The following is a 23874-nucleotide window of genomic DNA, read 5'->3' as shown; positions in this document are numbered from 1 at the left end:
ATTATGAAGTGGGTTTGCCTTTCGGGGGAAGAATATTCAGCATTTCTGCATGAATTTTTTCTGCCGCTCTGTCTAATCTTTCCTGAACAATGGTGGAATCATTTGATTTATAAACAATTCCGACATGATAATCAATCGGTAAAAATTTTACGGCTTCTTCACATTCAAATTCATTGTAATCAGGTTCTTTATCTTTAATTAAAGCTATAATTAAACCTGAATAATATCCTGTAGGTTTTGAAACTTCATAGTTTTTACCTCTCAGTAATGAATCTTCAATTTTTGCCCATTCTTTCCAGATGTTAATATTACTTGAAGCCTCAACCAAATCGGGAATATGTGCTCCTCCAACTCGTGAAGAAGTTTCCAGAAAATAATATTTTCCATTGTCTTTACTTCTGATAAATTCCGTATGAGTTGCACCGTTCATTAATCCGAAATTGGAAAGAACTTTTGAGTTAGCTTCATCAAGAGCCTTAAATTCATCCGAATATCTTCCCAATGTTTTTGTTCTGAAAACGCCACCTTCATGGGATACCTGCATTGGAGGGGCAAGATATTTTGATGCAGATGTGAAAACAATTTCTTTATTAAATGTCAAACTGTCAACATGATAAACATCACCAGGTTTAAAGCTTTCAAGAAGAAATAAATGACGTTCTTCTCCAAGGGCATTTAAAGCATCCCAAAGATCATCTTTGGAAGTAAGTTTTTTTATCCCGGAAGCCGAAGCCTCTGAACGGGGCTTTAAAACCCATGGAGCAGGAACTTTTTCAACGAAACGATTAACCTCGTCGTTATTAAAAACCGCAGTAAACTCGGGAACATTGATTCCTGAATCTTTTGCTTTTTGTCTCATAGCCAACTTATCTCTGAAGTAGCGATGTGTGGTTTGTCCCATTCCCGGAATTCGGAAAGTTTCTCTTATCAGGGCAGCTTTTTCCACGTCGTAGTCGTCTAAGGCAATTACAGCGTCTACTTTTTTGGTCTGCATCAGGTGTGAAAACCCCTGAATAAGATGATCAAGATTCCAGACAGATGGCTTTACTTCAGGCATATAGAATGTTTCATCTATTGCATGCCACGGCCAGTTTTTTTCTTTAAGATTTTCTGATGTTACTAAGATTATTTTATTACCGAGTCTTTTCATTTCATCCATGAAATCATAACCCTTGTAATAGCACGAAATACATACTATTGTTTTCTCCTCCATATAATGTTTTTTAGTTTTTGATGAACTTTCAAAAATAAAAGCTAATTTTTATTGATTATTTAATGTTAAAAATTAAAATATCATGCGCTTTTGAAAATCCTATTTCAATTATACAGAGAATTTTTGTAATAAACTAATTTTTAGTGATAATTTTCGATTAAATCTGCCAATAATTGTACTCCAAAACCGGTTGCTGCTTTTTCTTTTGCGTAGCCAACACTTCCGAAAGCAACACCTGCAATATCCAGATGTGCCCATTTTGGATGGTTTTCGATGAATTGCTCCAGGAATTTTGCTGCAACAATGCAGTCTCCGATCGGTTTCATTGAAATATTTTTCATATCTGCAACATCAGACTGGATATCGTCTTTCCAAACGTCCCAAAGTGGTAAATTCCATACTCTCTGATTGGTTTTGTCGCCGGTTTTTATTAATATATTTTTTAATTCCTCATTATTCGAAAACATAGCTCCGCAAGTATCGCCGAACATTCTCACCGAGCTTCCCGTTAAAGTAGCAAGGTCAATCAGGAAGTCTGTTTTGAAATTTTTTGCCATGTAGGAAAGTCCGTCTGCCAAAATCATCCTGCCTTCTGCATCGGTATTTAAAACTTCGATAGTTTTTCCGTTATAAGCCGTAATTACGTCACTTGGAAGGAAAGCGTTTTCAGAAATCGCATTATCGGTAATTGGTAAAATGGCAACAATATTTACAGGCAATTGCATTTCAGCAGCATAAATTAATGTTCCCAAAACAGCTGTTGCACCTCCCATATCGGATTTCATGTAGTGCATATTGTCCGGATTTTTTAATGAAATTCCACCCGTGTCAAACAAAACACATTTTCCGACCAATCCGAAAGTTTTGGCATTTTTAACGGTAGTTTTATACTCCAAAATAGTAAAAGCAGCATCATAAGCACTTCCTTGATTTACAGAAAGATAAGCACCCAAACCAAGTTCCTCACATTTTTTTCTGTTGAAAGACGTATATTTTATGTCGTATTTCTTTGCTAAATTTTTAAGATACAAACTGAAAATGTCAGGTTTTTTGAGGTTTGCAGGTTTATTAAGCCAGTCCTGACAGGCGATTTGGCCATTGCTTAAAGCCAAAGCTCTCTTACTGATATGATCTAATTTTTTCTGACTTGTATTTTCGAAATGCAGCTCAAATTTTGTATTCCAGAAAGCATGCGTTTTTTCGAAAGGGTAGTTGTAAGTTCCTATCAAAAGACCTTTTACAAATTCCTCGAATTGTTTTTCAGTCATAAAATCTGCTAAAATCAAAGTCGGGACTGCCTGTAAATTCTTCTTTTGACTTTGAGAAAATTTATTGGCAACCTGTTGGATTTCAAAATTTTGGAATGTAGACTTTCCTAAACCGATAAAGTAAGTAATCCCTTCTTCATGAGCATTTACAAAGATCTCATGTTTTTTTCCTGTGAAAAAAGTGGGAATATTTTTATTGAAATTTTTACCCGTTTTCGTCCATTCTTCTTCAGTAAATAGATGAAAGACCTGGGTGTAGTTTTTATTTTTTTTGTTGATTAATTTCATAATTTAATTTTTAATGCTTTTTTGCTGTGGTTTTACTTCCACCGGATTTTCTGTATTGTTATAGTAAAGCCATTCGATTGCTCTTGGAAACTCCTGCGACCAGTAAAATTCGCTATGGGTTCCTTCAGGATTGATGCTTGTTCTGAATTCAAAATCAAATAAATTTTTCTTTTCCCAACGTTTTAAATATTCTTCAAAAACATGAATTCTTTTTACCATTTTTGAACCTTCCTGACCGCCTCCGTACAAATAAATTTTAGTTTTAAAAGGAACCCGAAAACTCATCATCGGGAAATTATTATTGGGTTCAACCCAAAGTGAAGGAGAGAAAATCAATAATTTTGAATAGACTTCAGGATAAAGAAAGCCACTGTAAATGCTGATTAAAGCACCTAGAGAGCTTCCGCCGATTCCTGTATTGTCTCTGTCTCTTTTTGTGCGATAATGTTCGTCTACAAAAGGTTTTAGAGTGTCGGTGATGAAACGGATGTATTTTTTTCCTTCCGAACCGTTTGCAATGTTATCGTTATCAAAAATATATTCCTTAATTCTTTCTTCGCTTCCATGTTCTACGGCAATTACAATGACATCTCCACGTCCGTATTCTGCTAGAATTGAAAGTTTTTTGTCAATTTCCCAGTTTCCATATCCACTGCCTTCATTGAAAAGATTTTGAGCGTCCTGAAGATATAAAACAGGGTAGCTTTTATTGGAAACATAATAATCATACGGTAGAAGTGCCCAGACTTTTCGATAACGTTCAAGCTGAGGAATGTAAAATTCTTCTGAAATAATTTCTGCAATCGGGAAGTATTCGTCTTTGAAAGGTCCCCAATTCAGTCTCCACTTTTCAATGATATCAGAAACTTTTCCTATAGACTTGGGAACTTTTCTGTTTGGAGTGATATTTCCGTATTTGTCGAGTTCTACGTTTTCCCAGCCGCCTTTTGTGAATTTGTATTCAATAATATCTGGTAAAACCTGATCATTAATTTCAATGAAATAATTTTGAGCGTCTAATTTTGTAAGTTGATAGCCGGAATCTTTCGGATTCCAAATGTTGAAATTTCCGGTAATGTATATTGCTCTATCATCACTTTCTTCAGTATAAAGTTCAAATCTCATCAGAGGTGTTTAATAAATTCTAAACGCTAAATTTATAAAAAATCTTTTTATTTCAAATTATTTTTAAAATCATGAAAGAGTGATTAAAAAGCTCTATATTTGATAGAACCATCTTATAGAAATGGTTTAACATAATAATTATTTCAATAATATTTAACAGCTCTTGTTAATATTTTTAGTAGTTTCAAACAAAATAAAAAATTAAATTAAAACCGTGATGAATTCGGTTAAAACATATACCCTTTTTACAGATCAGGATATTTACCTTTTTAAGGAAGGTAAACATTATAAGCTGTATGATAAATTTGGCGCACATTCTACTGAAAAAGACGGTATAAAAGGTGTTTATTTCTCTGTTTGGGCTCCGAATGCAAAAAAGGTTTCGGTTATCGGAAACTTTAATAACTGGAATGATAAAGACCATATTTTATTTCCGCGATGGGATGAATCAGGTATCTGGGAAGGTTTTATTGCAGGTTTAACATGGGGAACTTTGTACAAGTACGCGATAGAAACTCCCCGGGGAGAAATTTTAGAAAAAAGTGATCCTTATGCTTTGAGTTGGGAACAAAATCTTCAGGCAGCATCAATGGTTTCAACAACCTGGTACGAGTGGAGAGATAAAAAATGGCTCGAAAACCGCTGGAAAAAAAATAGTCTTAATGCTCCGATTTCGGTGTATGAGATTCATTTGGCTTCCTGGATGAAGGAAGGAGATGACCCGAAAAAGTTTTTGAACTATCGGGATATAGCTGAAAAATTAGTTCCTTATGTGAAAGAAATGGGATTTACCCACGTAGAATTCATGCCTGTGATGGAATATCCTTATGATCCGAGTTGGGGATACCAGATTACGGGATTTTATGCGGCGACTTCACGATTTGGTTCGCCACAGGATCTAATGTTTTTGATTGATGAACTTCACAATAATGATATTGGCGTAATTTTAGATTGGGTTCCTTCACATTTTCCGGGTGATGCAAATGGTTTGCACAGATTTGACGGTTCTTATCTATATGAACATGAAGATCCGCGAAAAGGTTTTCATCCTGATTGGAAGTCCTATATTTTCAATTATGGTAGAAATGAGGTGAAGTCTTTCTTGGTTTCAAATGCCATGTTTTGGCTGGAAAGATATCATGCGGATGGATTGCGTGTAGATGCGGTAACATCCATGCTTCATCTTGATTATTCAAGGAATGAAGGCGAATGGGAACCCAATATTCATGGGGGAAATGTAAATCTTGAAGCAGAAGCGTTTTTACAGGATTTTAATACGGCTGTTTATAAAGAGTTTGGAGATAATATCATGACGATTGCAGAAGAAAGTTCGGATTTCCCGATGTTGACGAAGCCTGTTCATGATGGTGGTGTCGGTTTTGGAATGAAATGGATGATGGGCTGGATGCATGATACACTAAATTATTTTAAAGAAGAACCTCATAACAGAAAATTTCATCATCATAAACTGACTTTTGCCTCCATGTATATGTATAATGAAAATTATATGATGCCTTTGTCACACGATGAAGTAGTACACGGAAAAGCAAGTCTGATCTATAAAATGCCGGGAGATGAATGGCAGAAATTTGCCAATCTTCGTACGCTGTATGTGTATATGTTTACGCATCCGGGAGCAAAATTGCTTTTCATGGGTGATGAATTCGGACAGACCAATGAATGGAATTTTAAACAGAGTTTAGATTGGCATTTGCTGAAATATCCTGTTCATAAAGGGTTGCAGACTTTAGTTAAAGATTTAAATCATATTTACAGATACGAATCTGCTTTTTACGAAAATCAGTTTAATCCAAATGGTTTTGAATGGATTCAGGCAGATGATGCAGATAATTCCGTTTTTGTATATTTAAGGAAAGGGAAAAAGCGTGATGATGTTTTTATGGTAATTTTAAATTTAACACCACAAGCTTTAGACTATAAAATTGGTGTGAACGCAGGAACGAATTGGGAAGTGATTTTTAATTCTGATGACGAAAGATATGCAGGAAGTGGAGTGAAACCTAATGTTTTCAAAGAGCAGTATGAGGATTATATGCATCATCCGAAATCTATCAGTTTAAATTTACCTCCTCTTGCAGGAATTATTTTGAAACAGAAAAGAGATAAAAAATATAAATCACAGAGAATTAAGCAACACAAAAGATAAAAAGGAATCATGGTAGTTTATCATCTAAGTACGGAGTGTTATCCGATAGCAAAAGTGGGCGGTTTGGCAGATGTAGTCGGAGCTTTACCAAAATATCAGAACAAAATAAAAGATGTTGACGCTAAAGTCGTTATGCCTTGGTATAACAAGCCTTTCGTTTATGATCATGAGTTTGACATAGTTTTTGATGGCTTCATTCATCAGGGATTAAACATGCTTCAGGTACAGGTTTTAAAAGAGAAAACCGATGTTTTGGGATTTGAATTGTATATGGTGAAAATTCCAGGGCTTTTAGACCGTGAAAATCCTTATGGGTATCAGGATGAAAGTTTTCAGTTTTTGGCTTTTCAGCACGGTGTTTTGCATTGGCTGAGTGCAATGAAAATCCGTCCGGATGTTTTGCATTGTCATGATTATCATACAGGTTTGGTTCCTTTTATGATTGAACATTGTGGTGAATTTGAGTTTTTAAAAGGGGTAAAAACAATAGGAACCATTCATAACGGTGAATATCAGGGAATGATGAGCTGGGAAATGGCAAACTATTTGCCTTCTTTCGATCAGTACAAATGGGGTTTGATGGATTGGAACGGATTTATAAATCCTCTGGCAAGTATGATTAAATGTTCAACTGCGTTTACAACGGTTTCTCAGGGCTATCTTGAAGAGCTTTTCGTAAGTTTCAGAGGATTGGAAAGTCTGGTTCGAGATGAGTTCGGAAAAGCTTACGGAATCATTAACGGAATTGATACGGAAGTCTGGAATCCCAAAACCGATCCAATGCTTGATTTTAATTATAATATTAAAAATGCGATTGCCCAAAAGAAAAAAAATAAAGAAAAACTCTGTAAAGAATATGGTCTAAAACCTGAGCTCCCACTGTTTGCTTTTATCGGGAGATTTGCAACGGAAAAAGGAGCAGATTTTCTTCCTGATGTAGTTTGGAAAAGCATTAAACAAAGTTACGGGGCTTTAAATATCATGATTTTGGGTTCAGGAAATTCTTATATTGAAAATAAACTGAAAGAATACGATTATACTTACACCAATTTCGCATTGGATTTAGGGTATAAAGAACATCTTTCACATAAAATATATGCTTCGGCAGATTTTTTACTGATGCCTTCCAGGGTTGAACCTTGCGGATTGAATCAGATGTACTCTATGAGATACGGAACCGTTCCGATTGTAAGATATACGGGAGGTTTGAGAGATACAGTAGAGGATATTTCGACAGGTGGAGCGGGAATTAATTTTACCTATCCCGGAGTTGATGATATTATTCACGCAATGAACAGAGCATTATTAGTGTATAATCAAAAAGATGAAATGAAAAATCTCATTAATGCAAATATGAATTTTGATTTTGCATGGGAGAAATCAGCAGAAAAATATATAGCTTTATATAAGAATTAAAATGTTGAAAATACTGTCTTTCCTATTGGCATTAATGTTAACTTTTTCGTGTGAAAAGAAAGAGGGTACAATGATTCATGAAGATGGATATTATTGGTTTTTATCATACGGTTATCCTAATTTTCAAAGAATTAAATTGGAAGATGGAATTAGCGAAAAATGGAAAATAAAAACCATAAGAGTTGCAGGTTGTGTCATCACAGAAGAATTAATGGACAGTGTAAGAATTGAAAACAAAAAAACAAATGTTGCACTTCAGAAAAAATATGGTAAAAACTGGGAAAAAGATTATGAGAAAGACATCGAAGATTTTACAATGAAACAAGTGGATATTATGGATATTTTAATCACTAATAAAATGTTCAGAAAAAAACTTGCCAGTTATAATATAGAAATTGATGATGTGGAAAAGGATGCCAAAGAACTGGATAGACATGATTTTTATAAAGTAAATATTTACAAAGATTATTCTACAATTGCATTTACTGTAAATGTGGACATTAAAAACAGAACAGTAAACCTAATAAAATAAAACGCAACATAAACTTATGAATCGCAACGTTATTTCCATTGTTTTGGGAGGAGGTAGAGGAACGAGACTTTTCCCTCTTACATATTCAAGATCGAAACCGGCTGTGCCTATTGCAGGAAAATACAGATTGGTAGATATTCCTATTTCAAATTGTTTAAACTCAGGATTGAATAAAATTCTTGTTTTAACACAGTTTAATTCAGCTTCTTTAAATTCGCATATTAAGAACTCGTATCATTTTGATATTTTCAGCAAAGGTTTCGTGGATATTTTGGCTGCGGAGCAGAATGTTGAAAATGAAAGCTGGTATCAGGGAACGGCAGATGCGGTTCGTCAGTCGATGAAGCATTTGGAAAAGTATGATTATGATTATATTTTGATTCTTTCGGGAGACCAGTTGTATCAGATGGATTTCAGGGAAATGCTGGATTTTCATATTAAAAAAGGGGGCGACGTCACCATTGCAACTATTCCTGTAAATGCTAAAGATGCGACAGGTTTCGGAATTTTAAGCTCTGATGATGAAGGAAATATTACTTCATTTGTTGAAAAACCGGGTTACGATTTATTAGATGGCTTAAAATCTGAAGTTTCCGAAGAAAATAAACATGCAGGAAAAGAATATCTGGCTTCAATGGGAATTTATATTTTCACGAAAAGCATTCTTAAAAAAATGTTTGAAGAGGGAGCCGGAGATGATTTCGGAAAAGATATCATTCCAAATTCTATCGGAAAATATACAACATTAAGCTATCAGTATGAAGGATATTGGACGGATATCGGGACAATTGAATCTTTCTACGAAGCCAACTTAGATCTTTGTCAGGATTTTCCTCAGTTTAATCTTTTCTCATCGTCACCGATTTACACAAGAGCGAGAATGCTTCCGCCGTCGAAAATTAACGGTTCATATGTAAGCAAAGCTGTTTTTGGAGATGGCTGTATCATTATGGCTGATAAAATTGAAAATTCAGTCATTGGAAACAGAACCAGAATTGATAAAGGTAGTACAATCGTGAATTCTTATGTAATGGGTGCGGATTTCTATCAGGATACTACGGAAATTGTAGTTAACGACAGGAAAGGTCTGCCCAATATGGGAATCGGGAAGTATTGTTATATAGAAAAAGCAATTTTAGATAAAAACTGTTACATCGGAGATAACGTAAGAATTATCGGTGGAAAACATCTTAAAGACGGAGATTATGGAACACATTCAGTTCAGGACGGAATCATTGTTGTGAAGAAAGGTGCTATTTTGAAACCGGGAACTCATATTGGGTAATTTTAATTAAAACATAAAACAAGAGTGATCAACATATTGGTCACTCTTGTTATTTTCTATACATTTGTGCGATGCGTTTTTTTAAGATCATAGCGATATTTATTGTTTTGTTGGTTGGAGCTTATGCGGCTTCCATGTATTATTTTGTGGATGAAAGCAAAGACTTTAAGATTGAAAAGGAAGTGGATTATCCTTTGGAGAAAGTCTTTTCACAGTTCAATAATTTACAGAATTTTACCCGTTGGAATAATTTCTTTACGAGCTCTCAATCCATTGATATCGATTATTATACACCTTACGAAGGACAGGGTAGCTCCATCAGTTATGTAGATCCGAAAAACGATACAGATGGAGAAATGTTTATCCGTTACGAAAAAGTCAACAAAGGATTAAGATATCAGCTTTTTGAGGACAAAAATGAAAATCCGACTGTGGTCGAGGTCAAATTTAAAGCCATTTCAGCAGAAAAAACAAATATAACATGGGTTGTTCATACTCCGAAGTTATCGGTATTGAGAAGGGTTGAAAACTTCTGGACAGAAGACAGATTTGCAGAAAACATTGATAAAAGTATGGCCAATCTTAAAAATGTTTTAGGAAATAAAGTCGAAAAAGATAACCAGATGGCTGCAATAAAATACGACAGCCTGATGGTGGAAAAAGAAGAGGAAAAGCTGTTATTGGGAATCAACGTGAGTACTTCCAATAAAAAAGATGCACTTTACAAAAACATCGTGATGAATTATAATAAAATCTATAATTACACGACGATGGATTTAGGTAAAAAAGATGACGAATTCGGGTTTCCGATTTTGGTCACGGATGCAGATAATTATAAAGACAAAGAAGTGTCTTATTTCCTTGGAATTCCTTTATCTAAAAAGTTCGGTGTTACGGATAATAACTTTAGTTTCAGAACACAAAATCCTACACAGAATTATGTGATGTATTACAAAGGAAGTTACGAAGGAAGGGTAAAAGCAATCCAACAGCTTATCCAGAAGGCAAAAAATGATGAAATGCGTTTTGGTGATATCCGTCAGACTTTTATAGAACGCCCGATGGATGATCAGGATGTCAATATGAAGCTCTCATTATCAGTATTTAAGTAAATTGACTGAATTTATTTATTTTATAGTTTTTTTAATAGTTTAAAGGCTGTTCCAAGTCGGTTTTTTTTATTAAATTTGAGGATTAATTCTACAAACAAATTTTAATAACAGATAAACTGTAATAATGGACAGATTTTCATTCCTAAACGCAGCTCATTCTCAGTTAATTGAGGATTTATACCAACAGTACTTAAAATTCCCGGACTCTTTAGAACCATCATGGAAAGCCTTTTTTCAAGGTTTCGATTTTGCCTTGGAAAACTATGGTGATGATGATAACATCCAATATATTCAGGTTCCGGCAGCTTCTGCTCCGGTAGTGCAGCAAGCAAATCAGGCAGCTTCAAATGGTGAGGTTCCCGAGCATATCAAAAAAGAATTCAAAGTTGTAAACCTTATTGAGGCTTACAGAATGAGAGGGCATTTGTTTACAAAAACAAACCCTGTAAGAGAAAGAAGACATTATACTCCGACTTTGGACATCGAAAATTTCGGTCTTGATAAGTCAGATTTAAATACAAAATTCAATTGTGCAGTTGAAACAGGGATGAAAGGTCCTGCAACTTTACAGGAGTTAATCACGCATTTAGAAAACATTTATTGTGATTCTATTGGTGTTGAGTATATGCATATCAACAATGTAGAAGAAAAAGATTTCATCAAGCAATGGCTTCAGGTTAACGAAAACCATCCAAACCTTTCTGCAAATGAAAAAACTGAAATTTTATTAAAATTAAATCAGGCGGTAGCGTTTGAAAATTATCTTCACACAAAATTTGTTGGTCAGAAAAGATTCTCATTAGAAGGTGGTGAAACTTTGATTCCTGCATTGGATCAGTTGATCTCAAGATCTTCTCAGCTGGGCGTTGATGAGGTTGTATTAGGAATGGCTCACAGAGGTAGACTGAATGTATTGACAAATATTTTCGGTAAATCTTACAAACAGATTTTCTCGGAATTTGAAGGTAAAGAATTTGAAGAAGATGTATTCTCGGGTGACGTAAAATATCACTTAGGTTCTTCAAGAAAAATAAAAACAGCTTCTGGAGAAGAAGTTGCTATCAATTTGACTCCGAACCCTTCTCACCTTGAAACGGTTGCAGCCCTTGTAGAAGGGATCTGCCGTGCGAAAGTTGATGATAAGTATAAAGACTATTCTAAGGTTTTACCAATCATTATTCACGGTGACGGTGCATTAGCTGGTCAGGGTATCGCTTATGAAGTTGCTCAGATGATGACTTTGGAAGGATATAAAACTGGCGGTACGGTTCATATTGTTGTAAATAACCAGGTTTCATTTACAACGAACTATATGGATGCAAGATCTTCTACTTATTGTACAGATGTTGCGAAAGTTACAGAATCTCCTGTAATGCACGTAAATGCGGATGATGCAGAAGCGGTAGTTCATGCAATTCATTTTGCTGCGGATTTCAGAGCTAAATTCGGTAAAGATGTTTATATCGATTTATTAGGATACAGAAAATATGGTCACAACGAAGGTGATGAACCAAGATTTACTCAGCCTAATTTATATAAAACAATTTCTAAGCACCCGAATCCAAGAGAGATTTATAAAGATAAATTATTAAAAGACAACGTTACATCAAACGATGTGATCGCTAAAATGGAAGCCGATTTCAAAGGTCTTTTAGATAAAGATTTTGATGCTTCTAAAGAGATCGAGAAAAATGTAATGGATTTGTTCATGGCAGAAGATTGGACAAACTATCCGATCGGAAAGAGAGGAGCGGTTCAGTTGCCTGTTGATACGAAATATGACTTAGAAAAGCTTAAAGAATTGGCAATTAAAATGTCAACGCTTCCGGCTGATAAAAAGTTCCTTAATAAAATTACAAGACTTTTCGAAAACAGAATTAAAGCTATTGAAGGAAACTCTTTAGATTGGGCTCTAGGAGAATGGTTAGCTTATGCTACACTTCTTGTAGAAGGTCACAATGTGAGAATTTCAGGTGAAGATGTTGAAAGAGGTACTTTCTCTCACAGACACGCAGTTGTAAAAACTGAGGATACTGAAGAAGAATATGTGCCTTTAAAAGAGGTTTCAGAAAGCAGATTCGATGTATTCAACTCTCACCTTTCCGAATATGGTGTTCTAGGTTTCGATTATGGTTATGCGATGGCTTCTCCTAATACATTAACGATTTGGGAAGCTCAGTTCGGAGATTTCGTGAATGGTGCTCAGATTATTGTTGACCAGTATTTGGCTGCTGCAGAAGAAAAATGGAAAATTCAGGATGGTTTGGTAATGTTGTTGCCTCACGGTTCTGAAGGACAAGGAGCAGAACACTCTTCAGCCAGATTGGAAAGATTCTTAACGCTTTGTGCAAATGAAAATATGGTTGTAGCGAATATTACTTCTCCTGCAAACTATTTCCACTTGTTGAGAAGACAATTGAAATGGGCATTCAGAAAACCATTAATTGTAATGAGTCCGAAATCTTTATTAAGACATCCGAAAGTAGTTTCTCCGCTTGAAGACTTCTCAAACAAAGGATTCCAGCCAATTTTAGATGATCCTACTGCAGATCCTAAAAAAGTAGAAAAATTAGTTCTTTGTTCAGGTAAATTATACTTCGAATTATTAGCTAAAAAAGAAGAATTAAATGCTGAAAATATCGCATTGGTAAGATTCGAACAGTTGTATCCTCTTCAGACAGATGCAATCGAAGCGATCTTCGAAAAATATTCAAACAGAAAAGAAATTGTCTGGGCTCAGGAAGAACCGGAAAATATGGGAGCTTGGTCTTATATCTTAAGAAACTTCAGAGATACAGGAATTCAGGTGATTTCTCCGGTACCAAGTGGTGCTCCGGCTCCTGGAAGTCATAAAATGTTTGAGAAAAACCAAAATGCAGTGATCAACAGAGTATTCGACAGAAACGATGCGCCTGTAAAAAGACCTGTAACAGCTTAATTTAAAATAATAATCATTTAAAAAATAAAAAATACGATATGTCAGTTTTAGAAATGAAAGTTCCTTCACCGGGCGAATCAATAACAGAAGTTGAAATTGCAACTTGGCTTGTGAAAGATGGTGATTACGTAGAAAAAGATCAACCAATCGCTGAAGTAGATTCAGACAAAGCAACTCTTGAATTGCCAGCTGAAGAAAGTGGAATTATTACGTTGAAAGCAGAAGAAGGTGACGTGGTACAGGTAGGACAGGTTGTTTGTTTAATTGATATGGATGCTGCAAAACCTGCGGGTAGTGCTGCTCCTGCTGCTGAAGCTCCAAAACAAGAGGAGGCTCCGAAAGCGGCTGAACCAGCTAAACAGGAAGCTCCAAAACCTGCTGCTCAACCAGTTGCAGCTGCTGCAACTCAGACTTATGCAACAGGTGCTCCATCTCCTGCAGCTAAGAAAATTCTAGACGAAAAAGGTATCGATGCTTCTCAGGTTTCAGGATCTGGAAGAGATGGAAGAATCTCTAAATCTGACGCTGAATTAGCTGCTGTTCCTGCATTGGGAGGAAATCCTATTTCTGCTACAGGTTCTAGATCTACTACTACAACTAAACTTTCAGTTCTTAGAAGAAAAATTGCTCAGAGATTAGTTTCTGTAAAGAATGAAACGGCAATGTTAACGACTTTCAATGAAGTTGACATGTCTGAAATCTTTAGACTGAGAAAACAATATAAAGAAGAATTTGCTCAAAAGCATGGAGTAGGACTTGGTTTCATGTCTTTCTTCACAAAAGCGGTTACAAGAGCATTACAGCTGTATCCTGATGTAAATGCATCTATCGACGGAGATTTCAAAATAAACTATGATTTCTGCGATATTTCAATTGCGGTTTCAGGTCCTAAAGGATTAATGGTTCCTGTATTGAGAAATGCTGAAAATATGTCTTTCCAGAGCGTTGAAGCAAACATCAAAGATTTGGCTATCAAAGTAAGAGACGGAAAAATCACTGTTGACGAAATGACAGGGGGTACTTTCACTATTACAAACGGTGGTACTTTCGGATCTATGATGTCTACACCGATTATCAACCCTCCTCAATCTGCAATCTTGGGAATGCACAACATTATTCAAAGACCGGTTGCTGTTGACGGGCAAGTTGTAATTCGTCCAATGATGTATGTTGCAATGTCTTATGACCACAGAATTATCGACGGTAAAGAGTCTGTAGGATTCCTTGTTGCGGTAAAAGAAGCTATCGACAATCCTGTTGCTATTTTAATGGGAGGAGACGAAAGAAAAGGTCTTGGATTATAAGTTCTTAAGAAAATTATAATATAAATTTCAAATCTCGCCCCAAAAAGGCGAGATTTTTGTATTTATTTAAGAAATACTAAGATGATGTTCTCTAAAACGACCTCAAATATCAAAGTTTCAGTAATACCTGAATATGATAGTAAAAACAGTTTTCCGTCCGAAAACAGATACGTTTTTAAATATAGCATAACGATTGAAAATGTTGGAAATTTTCCTATAAAAATTCTTAAAAGAAAATGGCTGATCTTCGATGTTGGTTTTGGATATACGGAAATTATCGGTGATGGAGTGATTGGTTTAACACCTGAGATCCCTTCAAATGAAAATTTTGCTTATTTCTCGAATGTAATGCTTCGTTCCGGAGTGGGAAATATGAGCGGAAAATACTTGGTTAAAAACATGGAAACTCAGGAAAATTTTGAAATAGATATTCCTAAGTTTAATTTGTTGTCCGAAGTCTTAAGTAATTAAGGCAAAAAAGGTGGGTAGTGAGAAGGAGATTTAAAGTTTTTTAATCTTCAGCTTCATATATTCTGAAACTTCTTCATTGCTGGTGAGAAATAGTTTTTCAAAAGCAAGTAAAGAAATTTTTGCACAGACTTCCGCATCATCACCTGCTCTGTGATGGTTAAATTTAATTTGATGGTGCTCTGCTAAATGTTTTAAACCATATTTGGGTAAATAATTCCATGATTTTTTGGCTAACTGAATACTGCATAAATAGTCCAGTTTCGGAGTAAACATTCCATAATAATCCAGACATCCACGCAAAACTCCTGCATCAAAACTTGCATTGTGAGCAATCATTAAAGTTCCGTACATCATTTCTTCAACTTCGTACCAGATTTCGTCAAAAGTAGGAGAGTTTTTCACATCATCAGGAACAATTCCGTGGACATCAACATTAAATCTGCTAAAATATGGGTAACTGGGAGGTTTTATCAGCCAGGTTTTGGTTTCTACAATTTTAGAATCCTGTACAATACAAATTCCCAGCTCACAAGCAGAGTTTTTCTCATGAGTGGCGGTTTCGAAATCTAATGCACAAAAATCCATTTTAAATTAATTATGAGTTGTAATAATCTTTAAAGTAAAATTTGAATATAATTTAAGAATTATTTTCCACCTAGAAAATGTTTAAAAATCAACCATTTTGATTGGTAAAATTTATCCTTCTGATGTTTTTGTCTTAATCTCCAAGTTCCCGGAGCTTGTCCGTAAAATGCAAAATGAGCTCTTACAACTGCCCAAAGATGTGGAAAACCTTGTTTTAAACCAAAATAAATTCCTGCAATTCCATCTAAACATAATCGGAAAAAAATCAATCCAATTAGTTTAGGAAAAGATAGATTTTTCAACATCATAGAAAGATTATTTCTGATATTTAAATATGTTTTTTGAGCGTTTTGCTTATTTAAAGTTCCACCTCCGACGTGATAGACTTTAGATTTTCCAGTATAAAAAACCTTCTTTCCGGAATTGATTAACCTCCAGCAAAGATCAATTTCCTCCTGATGTGCAAAAAATCTTTCATCAAAACCTTTCTGCTCCCAAAAATCTTTTGAACGGATAAATAAACAACATCCTGAAGCCCAGAAAATCTCTGTTTCATCATCATACTGTCCTTTATCTTCTTCCAAATCGTCGAAAATTCTTCCTCTGCAATAGGGATAACCGAGATTATCGATCAAACCACCTGCAGCCCCGGCAAATTCAAAATAATTTTTATTGTTGAAGGATAAAATTTTAGGCTGAATAGCGGAAATTGCTAAATCTTTTTCAAATAAATTCAAAACAGGTTCGATCCAGTTTTCTGTAACTTCTACATCAGAGTTGAGAAGGCAGTAATATTCACTTTTAATTTCCTTTAAACCTTCATTATAACCTCCTGCAAAGCCGTAATTTTTATCATTAACGACAATTTTTACACTAGGAAATTCATTTTTCAAAAATTCAACCGAATTATCTGTTGATTGATTATCAATTACATATATTTCAGCTAATCCGGAATGTTTGATTACACTGGGAAGGAATTTTTGAAGCCAGTTTGTACCATTCCAGTTTAAAATTACAACTGCAATATTTTTAGTTTCTTCTGTCATTTATTCGCCATCATAAGTTTTAATAGCATCCTGATATTTCCATTTTCTGTGTGACCAAAGATAATTGTCAGGGTTTTTACGAATCGTATTTTCAAGTAAATGATGAAATTTTCTTACCACTTCATTTTTCACAAACTTTTCACCATCGGGATAAATTCTATGGTAATTTACCTGATAAAAACCTCTTTTTACCTTCTTCATTTCACAGTAAATGAAAATAAGATCCATTCTTGTTGCCAGTTTATCATAACCGATAAAAGCGGGTGTTTTCTGATTTAGAAATTGTAGCCCATAGTTGACATGAGAAACGTGGGGAGTCTGGTCTGCTACAAACATATAGATCGATTCACCGTCATTCTGTTTTCTGAAAATATTTAAAATAACTTCATTTGCTTCCAGTGCTTCATTTCCGAATTTATTGCGGACTTTCTTCATCTGATCTTCCCAAAAACTGCTGTTTACCCTTCTGTAAACAGGATGAGAGTTTTTTTGCGGTGTGATGGTAGCTAAAGCATTCATCCATTCCCAGTTAAAAACATGCCCAGCCATTAGAATAATATTCTTGCCTTCAGCTTTAGCTTCGTGGAATAAGTGCTGATTGATATGCTGCATTCTGACACGGGATTCCAGCTCAGAAATACTAAATGATTTTACAGTCTCAGCCAAATAATCTGAGAAATTAAGATAGAACTTTTTTCTAATTTCTTTGATTTCGTCTTCAGATTTTTCAGGAAATGAATTCTTTAAATTATTCGTGATTACATTTTTTCTATAACCCACGAGATAATAATTCAAAAAGAATATAATGTCCGAAAAAATGTATAATATTTTCAGCGGAAGCTTAGAAATCAGGTATAATATTTTGATCAGGAAATTCATAAAACAGGCAAATTTACGGATAATAAAATTATGGTTCTATTTTTGCTGATAATAACTATTATTTTTTTATTTTTATGTTATGAAAAAATTATCGTTAATAGCATTTTTGGGATTAAGTTTTTTTGCTTTTTCTCAGGAATTAAAGGATAAACCTGAAGATAGGGACAAGGATAAAACATTATTGGTAAAAGCCGATCATGCGGAACTGGATGCAAAGAAAAAAGCTGCAGAAGAAAAAGCAAAACTGCCAAAACCTTATGATGCGAAGGCTGATCCAGAAAAAGATATTCAAAATCTAATTGCAAAAGCCAAAAAGGAAAAGAAAAACATCATGATTCAGGCGGGTGGAAACTGGTGTATCTGGTGTTTAAGATTTAATCAGTATGTGCAGACAACACCGGAATTGAAGAATATTGTTGATAAAAATTACATTTATTATCATTTAAATTATTCTCCGGAAAATAAAAATGAAAAAACATTTGCAAAATATGGTAATCCGGGGGAGAAATTCGGCTATCCGGTTTTCATTGTTTTGGATAAAAACGGAAAAATGATCCATGTTCAGCAAAGTGATGTTTTGGAGGAAGGAAAAGGATACAGCCTTGAAAAAGTGAAAGAGTTCTTTAATCAATGGGCTCCTAAGAAATCATAATAGAAAAACCGGGAAATTTTCCCGGTTTTTGTTTTTAAAGGAATCTTTTGATCCAATTTAGGTTTTTCTCAAGATATGGAGGATATTTAATGTTGGGTTCTCCCCAAGTTACTTTTTCTAAAATAGCTTTTTGATGAGAAAAAGTTTCAAAACCGAATTTCCCATGATAATTTCCAATTCCGGAATTGCCAACACCGCCGAATGGAAGATTTTCATTTCCCAAATGCATCATGACATCATTGATACAGCCACCTCCAAAGGAAAGCTTCTTTGTGAAATTTTCTTTTTCTTCAGAATTATTGGTGAATAAATAAGCGGCAAGAGGTTTTTCCAGTTCTAAAATTTCATTTAAAATAAGATTAAGATTATTAAAAGAAAGCACAGGTAAAATCGGTCCGAAAATTTCTTCCTGCATCACGTCATCTTTCCAATTGATGTCCATTAAAATCGTAGGTTCGATATATAATTTTTCTTTGTTGAAATTTCCGCCAAAGTAAATTTTATTTTTATCAATTAATTTGATTAATCTTTCAAAATTCTTTTGATTAATAATTCTGGTGTAATGTTCAGAATCAGGTTGATAATTGAATTTTTTAATATAATTTCTAAGCGTTTCCAAAAATTGTTCCTGCACAGATTCTTCGACCAATAAATAATCCGGAGCGACGCAGGTCTGACCTGCATTTACAAATTTCCCCCAGACAATTCTTTTAGCAGCCACTTCAAGATTGGCATCTTTTGTAATGATCGCAGGAGATTTTCCACCTAATTCTAAAGTAACGGGAGTTAAGTTTTCTGCAGCCGCTTTGTAGACAATTTTCCCAACTTTTGAGCTTCCTGTAAAAAATATTTTGTCGAATTTTAGTTTTAAAAGTTCTGTTGTTTCATCAATTCCGCCTTCGTAAACGTATAAATATTCCGGTGGAAAATTTTCATTGATAATTTTTGCCATTGCTTTCATCGTATTTTCTGCAATTTCACTTGGTTTTAAAATACAGCAATTTCCGGCTACCAAAGCTGCAATAATAGGAGAAATCGACAATTGATAAGGATAATTCCAGGCTCCAATTACCAAAATATTTCCTAGAGGTTCAGAATGAATCCTGCTTTTTCCGATTTGATTGACAAGATTAGTTCTTACTTTTTTAGGTTTTGAAAGTGATTTTAAATTCTTTAAATAATAATTAATATCATTTAAAATAAAGGAAATCTCCGTAGTAAAAGTATCAAACTTTGATTTGCCGAAATCTTTGTAAATCGCTTCGTACAAAAGGTTTTCATTTTTAATAATTAAATCTTTGAGTTTTTCAAGGTACATTTTCCGAAATTTTATATTTTTCGTTTGCTGTGTCTTGAAAAAATCTTTTTGTTTTGTTACGATTTCCTTAATTTCCATACGATGAATTTCAGAAATTAATGCAAATTTTCTGCCTAAACTTTACATAATATTTCTGATCGCGATTTTTACAGGATGATATAATAATAAAAGCAATGCTGTAATTAATGCTAACCAAAATAATCCTGTGAAAATTTCCATATTGGAAAGCAAGATTGCCTGTGCATTAATTTTTGCTTTAAAAACCCCTATAGTCATTGATAAAGACTCATTAACCGGCATTTTTGAAATATTAGCTCCGAAAATCTGATTCCATTGTGAGTAGAAGACAGGATTGGTATCTGTTAAATTATAACTCAAAGCATCCGAATGTTTTAATGTTAAAAATAACATCAGATTTTGCATTAAGGCGTATCCGATTGCGGTTGTCCAGAAACGGGTGGTTGTTCCTAAAGCTGTTGCATTGGCAACATATTCTTCAGGCATTCCGGAAATCAAAAAGAAAACTAAAGGTGTAAATAATAAACCCTGCGCAATTCCCTGCAAAAATAAAGGCGGACAAATCGTTGAAAGGGTAGTGTCGGGATAAAAAGTGTAAGTAAACCAGGCACAATCAACTGCTAATAATAAAAATCCTGTGAAGAAAACGATTCTTGAGGAAACGCCTTTCGTTAAACAAATTCCTGATATAAAAACACCTAAAAGTGTTCCGAAAACATTCCAGTACTGAATGTCAACGATGTAATCCCACGGCCATTTCCAGACTGTTGCCATAATAATATACACATTATTTAAGCCTGAACGGATTAAGTAAAATATGAAGAATAATAACATTCCTACAATCACATTTTTGGAACTGAAAACTTCAAAATGAAAAAGTGGTCGTTTGGAATTCCTTTGTTTTAACATGAATAATCCTCCTGAAATCAAGAAAATGAAAAGACATATGATAATCGTATCCGATTCAAACCACATCAGCCTTTTTCCATAAATAATAGCATAACCTCCCGATTGCAGACAAGTCCAAAGTAAGAACCAGCTTGTGGTATCTAATTGATACAGAGGTTTTTTCGGGAAAAATCTATTTCTGTTGAAAATCGCAATTCCGATAATCAAAATAAAAATATGAAAATAAACCATCATTAAGATCATATGCTGAAAATCGTAATCCTGAATGCTTGATTTTAATAAAGAAGTTGTGATCGTTCCACCCGTTAACATGATCGTGTACATGAAAAGATAGGCGATGATTTTGGCGTGTCTGGTTTTTAATTCAGCAATAATTAACGGTAAAAAAATAGCTCCTTCCAATACCCCGAAAATTCCTTCTAAAAATCTGATCACTAAAATGATATGATAATTACTTGTGACGGACAAAAGGTAGAGAATAATAACGGAAATGGAAGACATCAGCAAAACATAATATTTTACGCTGAAATAGGCCATAAACCGCTGTATCACTAAAAGGGTAACCACAAATGTCCCATACATCAAAATCATTAAGTATTGGATGTCGTCTGAATCTACATCCATAAAAGAAGATGTGAAGGCGCTATTAGAATGTAATATCGACAACAACATCAGGTGGGGGAAAAGCGCCAGAACCAAAAGAGGCAGTTTCAGCCATTGTGGTACCCATTGATGATAAATTGTATTGTGCTGCATGATTTTTTTAAACAAAATGCGAAAAGACAAAAGGGCAAAAGATATAAAGGTAAAATGATAAACTTGCGATTCTGCCTTTTCGCTGAAAATAATTTAATTGGTTGTTTTAAATTTGGAAAAAAAGGATTTGAGAAATTTTAAATGTTTTACATAAAATCGGACGAGCGCATAAAACTCTCAAACCCTTCTACACTCAAACTCTATATTTTTTTCGCACTCACCAGAACATTCATTCCGGAAAGTAATTTTTCATTATTTTGGTTATTATCCAGAATAATTTTCACGGGAAATCTTTGTTCGATTTTTACAAAATTTCCTGTCGCATTATCCGGTTTTACTAAGGAAAACTGCGAACCGGAAGCTGGAGAAACAGAAACTATTTTTCCTTTGAATTCTACGTCAGGATAGGCATCAGCTGTGATGATGACTTCCTGTTTTTGATCGATTTGACCCAGTTGAGTTTCTTTATAATTGGCGATAATCCATCTTTCTTTGCTCACGATCTGTACCAAAGCCTGACCTTCTTTGATCAACTGACCTTCCTGAATGGTTTTCTTTCCCACCCAGCCGTCATAAGGAGCTGTAACAACTGTGTAAGAAAGAAAAAGCTTAGCATTATTCAAGCTGGCAGAACTTTGTTGGATCTGGCTTTTTACCGGAGCAACTTTTGTTTCCTGTTCATTTACACTTGCTCTTACTGCATTTTTTTGTTGTTCTAAAGCTAGAAGGTTGGCTTTTGCCTGTTCGTATGATGCTTTTACGTTTTCAAACTGCTGTTCGGTTGCAGCGTCTTCTGAAACTAAATTTTTATATCTTTTAAAATCCTGTTCAGTTCTCCAGATGTCTATTTTTGCGGAAGCAATTTTGGCATCAATGATTTTTGTATCACTAGCTTTTGTGCTTACGCCACTTTCGATAGTGTGAATATTTTCAGAATTGGCATTAAGATTAGCTTCAGCCATTTTCACCTGATTCACGAATTCACGATTATCAATGACAATCAAAGTATCGCCTTTGTGGACAAATTGATTTTCGTTAAACTTAATGGTTTTAATGAAACCTGAAACTTTGCTTGAAACAGGGGTAATATATTGTTCGATTTGCGCATCGTTTGTCGTAACATTTTTTCTGGAGAAAAGATAAAAGCTTACCATTCCGGTTATTCCGCTGATAATGAGAATCCAGGCTAATAAAGTGATTGTTTTGTTGATTCTTTTCTCCTTTCGTGTTAATTGCTTCTGTGCCATAGTTTTTACAGGTTTCCAATCGTATATTGGAGTTGATAATATTTAAGTTGTCTGTTAATTTTTACGGAAATAAGATTGGATTGAGCTTCCAGATAAGAATTATCGGCATCGATTAATTCTGTGATTAAGCTTAGCTTATTGGAATATTTTGTTTTTACAATACGGTAGTTCTCTTTCGCCTGATTAATTGCTTCTTCTGCAATTTTTACCTTTTGGTTGGTTTCTTCAAACTTCTTGTAAGCCTCATAAACATTATGTCTTATATTTTCTTCGTTTTCCTCAATCTGCAATTTTGCGAGGCTAATATTTTCCTTTGCTTCCTGCATTTTGTACTTATTTTTATAAAGACTTTCGATAGGATAGGTAAGGTTTACCCCAATCATTCCCAGTCGATACGCATAAGGTTCGGGCGGGAAAAACATCATGTTCGGATATTTTAAAAAATATTCTCCGCCTGCTGTAATTTTTGGTAAATAATTCGATTTTATAATTTTTTGGTCTAATTCTTTCAACGAAAGATTTTTGGTTGTCATTTCAACGGATTCATTTTTGTGCAAAGCGATTTCCGTTAACTCATTTACATAAGGAATTTCTGCATTTTCTGAAATCAAATCTTCTGTATCTACATGTATTTCCTGATTTTCGGGAAGTGAAAGAATAGTTTTCAGTTTATGTTCAGCAATCTGAATATCGTTATCCAGTTCTGTCCAGCTCATTTTGTGATTGGAAAGCTGTAAAGAAGTTCTTAAGACTTCATTTACGGTTACAACTCCGTTTGCTTTCAAAGCTTTTACCTGTTTGATATTTACGGAATCTTCCTTCATTTTATCATTAATTAAGCTTTGCTGTTCTTTTAAGTGATGGATTTGAAGGAAAGCGGTGATGATTTCCATGGTTAATTGTCTTTCATCCAAATGCGTTTTCAATGAAGAAATTTCGGTATTGATGGCTGCTTTTTTCTCTGTGTTTTTGATCTTTCCACCCATATAAACAGGGATCGAAGCTGAAAGCGTGAAATCATACATGCCGTTAATGATATTGTATTTTGTGGCTTTTCCGAATACGCCATTTTCCTGCTGAAAAAGATTCGTAACCTGATTGTAGCTTGTATGAAATTCAATATCCGGAAGCTTTTCCATTTTAAGATCTTTTTCTTTTGTCTCCGACATTTCATTTTTTAGATGACTGATCTGAATATTTTTGTTATTCTTAAGACCTATTTCCAAAGCCTGCTGTAAACTTAAGTGTTGATAATCGATCACTTGTGAGTGTAGCAAACCGCTTATTAAAAATAAGCACAAAATAATACATTGATATTTTTTTGCGTTAAATATCATTTTCATAA

At 34.5% G+C, this 23874-nt stretch carries 18 protein-coding genes and 1 pseudogene; 9 read left to right on the top strand and 10 right to left on the bottom strand.

Going from position 1 to position 23874, the window contains the following annotated elements; genetic code table 11:
* Position 1 precedes the first annotated feature (1 nt).
* From ABD745_RS20710 to ABD745_RS20700, 3 genes are all read right to left on the bottom strand, one after another.
* On the bottom strand, positions 2–1213 hold the full coding sequence (locus ABD745_RS20710) for an ATP-grasp domain-containing protein (RefSeq protein WP_344834698.1): 1212 nt from the start codon (positions 1211–1213) through the stop codon (positions 2–4).
* A 140-nt stretch (positions 1214–1353) separates the two neighbouring features.
* Positions 1354–2769, bottom strand: a complete 1416-nt coding sequence (locus ABD745_RS20705; protein WP_344834696.1) for a M17 family metallopeptidase — start codon at positions 2767–2769, stop codon at positions 1354–1356.
* Between the two features lie 3 nt (positions 2770–2772).
* On the bottom strand, positions 2773–3894 hold the full coding sequence (locus ABD745_RS20700; RefSeq protein ID WP_344834694.1) for an alpha/beta hydrolase: 1122 nt from the start codon (positions 3892–3894) through the stop codon (positions 2773–2775).
* A gap of 217 nt (positions 3895–4111) precedes the next feature.
* On the opposite strand from ABD745_RS20700, the gene glgB reads away from it, so the two are divergent.
* The 8 genes from glgB (at position 4112) to apaG (ending at position 15119) form a co-directional block, all read left to right on the top strand.
* The gene (glgB, locus tag ABD745_RS20695) at positions 4112–6061 is read left to right on the top strand and encodes a 1,4-alpha-glucan branching protein GlgB (protein WP_344834692.1); all 1950 of its coding nucleotides are present in this window, start codon (positions 4112–4114) and stop codon (positions 6059–6061) included.
* A gap of 9 nt (positions 6062–6070) precedes the next feature.
* Positions 6071–7477, top strand: coding sequence for a glycogen synthase (locus tag ABD745_RS20690; RefSeq protein ID WP_344834689.1), 1407 nt, complete (start codon positions 6071–6073; stop codon positions 7475–7477).
* A gap of 1 nt (position 7478) precedes the next feature.
* Positions 7479–8009, top strand: coding sequence for an FEKKY domain-containing protein (locus ABD745_RS20685; protein ID WP_344834687.1), 531 nt, complete (start codon positions 7479–7481; stop codon positions 8007–8009).
* A gap of 16 nt (positions 8010–8025) precedes the next feature.
* Positions 8026–9294, top strand: a complete 1269-nt coding sequence (locus tag ABD745_RS20680; RefSeq protein WP_344834686.1) for a glucose-1-phosphate adenylyltransferase — start codon at positions 8026–8028, stop codon at positions 9292–9294.
* A 71-nt stretch (positions 9295–9365) separates the two neighbouring features.
* Entirely contained in the window at positions 9366–10406 is a 1041-nt protein-coding gene (locus ABD745_RS20675) for an SRPBCC domain-containing protein (protein WP_344834685.1), read from the top strand.
* A gap of 124 nt (positions 10407–10530) precedes the next feature.
* Positions 10531–13344 carry a 2-oxoglutarate dehydrogenase E1 component gene (locus ABD745_RS20670; protein WP_344834682.1) on the top strand — a complete coding sequence of 938 codons (2814 nt, stop codon included), beginning with the start codon at positions 10531–10533 and terminating at the stop codon, positions 13342–13344.
* A gap of 38 nt (positions 13345–13382) precedes the next feature.
* Positions 13383–14648 carry a 2-oxoglutarate dehydrogenase complex dihydrolipoyllysine-residue succinyltransferase gene (gene odhB, locus ABD745_RS20665; RefSeq protein WP_047401839.1) on the top strand — a complete coding sequence of 422 codons (1266 nt, stop codon included), beginning with the start codon at positions 13383–13385 and terminating at the stop codon, positions 14646–14648.
* A gap of 81 nt (positions 14649–14729) precedes the next feature.
* The gene (gene apaG / locus ABD745_RS20660; protein WP_344834679.1) at positions 14730–15119 is read left to right on the top strand and encodes a Co2+/Mg2+ efflux protein ApaG; all 390 of its coding nucleotides are present in this window, start codon (positions 14730–14732) and stop codon (positions 15117–15119) included.
* Positions 15120–15149: 30 nt separating this feature from the next.
* Here the strand turns inward: apaG and ABD745_RS20655 are convergent, their stop codons facing one another.
* From ABD745_RS20655 to ABD745_RS20645, 3 genes are read right to left on the bottom strand one after another with little or no spacing between them, the layout of a single operon-like run.
* The gene (locus tag ABD745_RS20655) at positions 15150–15704 is read right to left on the bottom strand and encodes an exonuclease domain-containing protein (RefSeq protein WP_047401841.1); all 555 of its coding nucleotides are present in this window, start codon (positions 15702–15704) and stop codon (positions 15150–15152) included.
* A 59-nt stretch (positions 15705–15763) separates the two neighbouring features.
* A complete protein-coding gene (locus ABD745_RS20650; protein ID WP_344834675.1) occupies positions 15764–16750 on the bottom strand; it encodes a glycosyltransferase family 2 protein in 987 nt (328 codons plus the stop codon).
* On the bottom strand, positions 16751–17629 hold the full coding sequence (locus ABD745_RS20645; protein WP_047401843.1) for an LpxL/LpxP family acyltransferase: 879 nt from the start codon (positions 17627–17629) through the stop codon (positions 16751–16753).
* A 79-nt stretch (positions 17630–17708) separates the two neighbouring features.
* Here ABD745_RS20645 and ABD745_RS20640 point away from each other — a divergent pair, with 79 nt between their 5' ends.
* Positions 17709–18281, top strand: a complete 573-nt coding sequence (locus tag ABD745_RS20640) for a thioredoxin family protein (protein WP_344834672.1) — start codon at positions 17709–17711, stop codon at positions 18279–18281.
* A gap of 34 nt (positions 18282–18315) precedes the next feature.
* Here ABD745_RS20640 and ABD745_RS20635 read toward each other — a convergent pair.
* The 4 genes and pseudogenes from ABD745_RS20635 to ABD745_RS20620 all read right to left on the bottom strand — a co-directional run.
* Positions 18316–19698: pseudogene (locus tag ABD745_RS20635) on the bottom strand (aldehyde dehydrogenase); the annotation flags it as partial.
* A 21-nt stretch (positions 19699–19719) separates the two neighbouring features.
* Positions 19720–21282, bottom strand: coding sequence for an MFS transporter (locus ABD745_RS20630; RefSeq protein WP_344834670.1), 1563 nt, complete (start codon positions 21280–21282; stop codon positions 19720–19722).
* A 200-nt stretch (positions 21283–21482) separates the two neighbouring features.
* Positions 21483–22529 (bottom strand): HlyD family secretion protein, encoded by a 1047-nt coding sequence (locus ABD745_RS20625; protein WP_344834668.1) that lies wholly within the window; start codon positions 22527–22529, stop codon positions 21483–21485.
* A gap of 5 nt (positions 22530–22534) precedes the next feature.
* Complete coding sequence (locus ABD745_RS20620; protein ID WP_344834666.1) at positions 22535–23872, bottom strand: TolC family protein; 1338 nt, start codon at positions 23870–23872, stop codon at positions 22535–22537.
* Positions 23873–23874 lie beyond the last annotated feature (2 nt).

This window comes from Chryseobacterium ginsenosidimutans, from assembly GCF_039536845.1.
GTDB classification, from domain to species: domain Bacteria; phylum Bacteroidota; class Bacteroidia; order Flavobacteriales; family Weeksellaceae; genus Chryseobacterium; species Chryseobacterium ginsenosidimutans_B.
Note: the sequence above shows the minus strand (reverse complement) of the source record. Positions and strands in the feature narration are given on the sequence as shown.

Bases quoted from the DNA above. Each gene is read 5' to 3' on its own strand.
- ABD745_RS20710 (WP_344834698.1), bottom strand. From the start codon at position 1,213: ATGGAGGAGAAAACAATAGTATGTATTTCGTGCTATTACAAGGGTTAT.
- ABD745_RS20705 (WP_344834696.1), bottom strand. From the start codon at position 2,769: ATGAAATTAATCAACAAAAAAAATAAAAACTACACCCAGGTCTTTCAT.
- ABD745_RS20700 (WP_344834694.1), bottom strand. From the start codon at position 3,894: ATGAGATTTGAACTTTATACTGAAGAAAGTGATGATAGAGCAATATAC.
- glgB (WP_344834692.1), top strand. From the start codon at position 4,112: ATGAATTCGGTTAAAACATATACCCTTTTTACAGATCAGGATATTTAC.
- ABD745_RS20690 (WP_344834689.1), top strand. From the start codon at position 6,071: ATGGTAGTTTATCATCTAAGTACGGAGTGTTATCCGATAGCAAAAGTG.
- ABD745_RS20685 (WP_344834687.1), top strand. From the start codon at position 7,479: ATGTTGAAAATACTGTCTTTCCTATTGGCATTAATGTTAACTTTTTCG.
- ABD745_RS20680 (WP_344834686.1), top strand. From the start codon at position 8,026: ATGAATCGCAACGTTATTTCCATTGTTTTGGGAGGAGGTAGAGGAACG.
- ABD745_RS20675 (WP_344834685.1), top strand. From the start codon at position 9,366: ATGCGTTTTTTTAAGATCATAGCGATATTTATTGTTTTGTTGGTTGGA.
- ABD745_RS20670 (WP_344834682.1), top strand. From the start codon at position 10,531: ATGGACAGATTTTCATTCCTAAACGCAGCTCATTCTCAGTTAATTGAG.
- odhB (WP_047401839.1), top strand. From the start codon at position 13,383: ATGTCAGTTTTAGAAATGAAAGTTCCTTCACCGGGCGAATCAATAACA.
- apaG (WP_344834679.1), top strand. From the start codon at position 14,730: ATGATGTTCTCTAAAACGACCTCAAATATCAAAGTTTCAGTAATACCT.
- ABD745_RS20655 (WP_047401841.1), bottom strand. From the start codon at position 15,704: ATGGATTTTTGTGCATTAGATTTCGAAACCGCCACTCATGAGAAAAAC.
- ABD745_RS20650 (WP_344834675.1), bottom strand. From the start codon at position 16,750: ATGACAGAAGAAACTAAAAATATTGCAGTTGTAATTTTAAACTGGAAT.
- ABD745_RS20645 (WP_047401843.1), bottom strand. From the start codon at position 17,629: ATGAATTTCCTGATCAAAATATTATACCTGATTTCTAAGCTTCCGCTG.
- ABD745_RS20640 (WP_344834672.1), top strand. From the start codon at position 17,709: ATGAAAAAATTATCGTTAATAGCATTTTTGGGATTAAGTTTTTTTGCT.
- ABD745_RS20630 (WP_344834670.1), bottom strand. From the start codon at position 21,282: ATGCAGCACAATACAATTTATCATCAATGGGTACCACAATGGCTGAAA.
- ABD745_RS20625 (WP_344834668.1), bottom strand. From the start codon at position 22,529: ATGGCACAGAAGCAATTAACACGAAAGGAGAAAAGAATCAACAAAACA.
- ABD745_RS20620 (WP_344834666.1), bottom strand. From the start codon at position 23,872: ATGAAAATGATATTTAACGCAAAAAAATATCAATGTATTATTTTGTGC.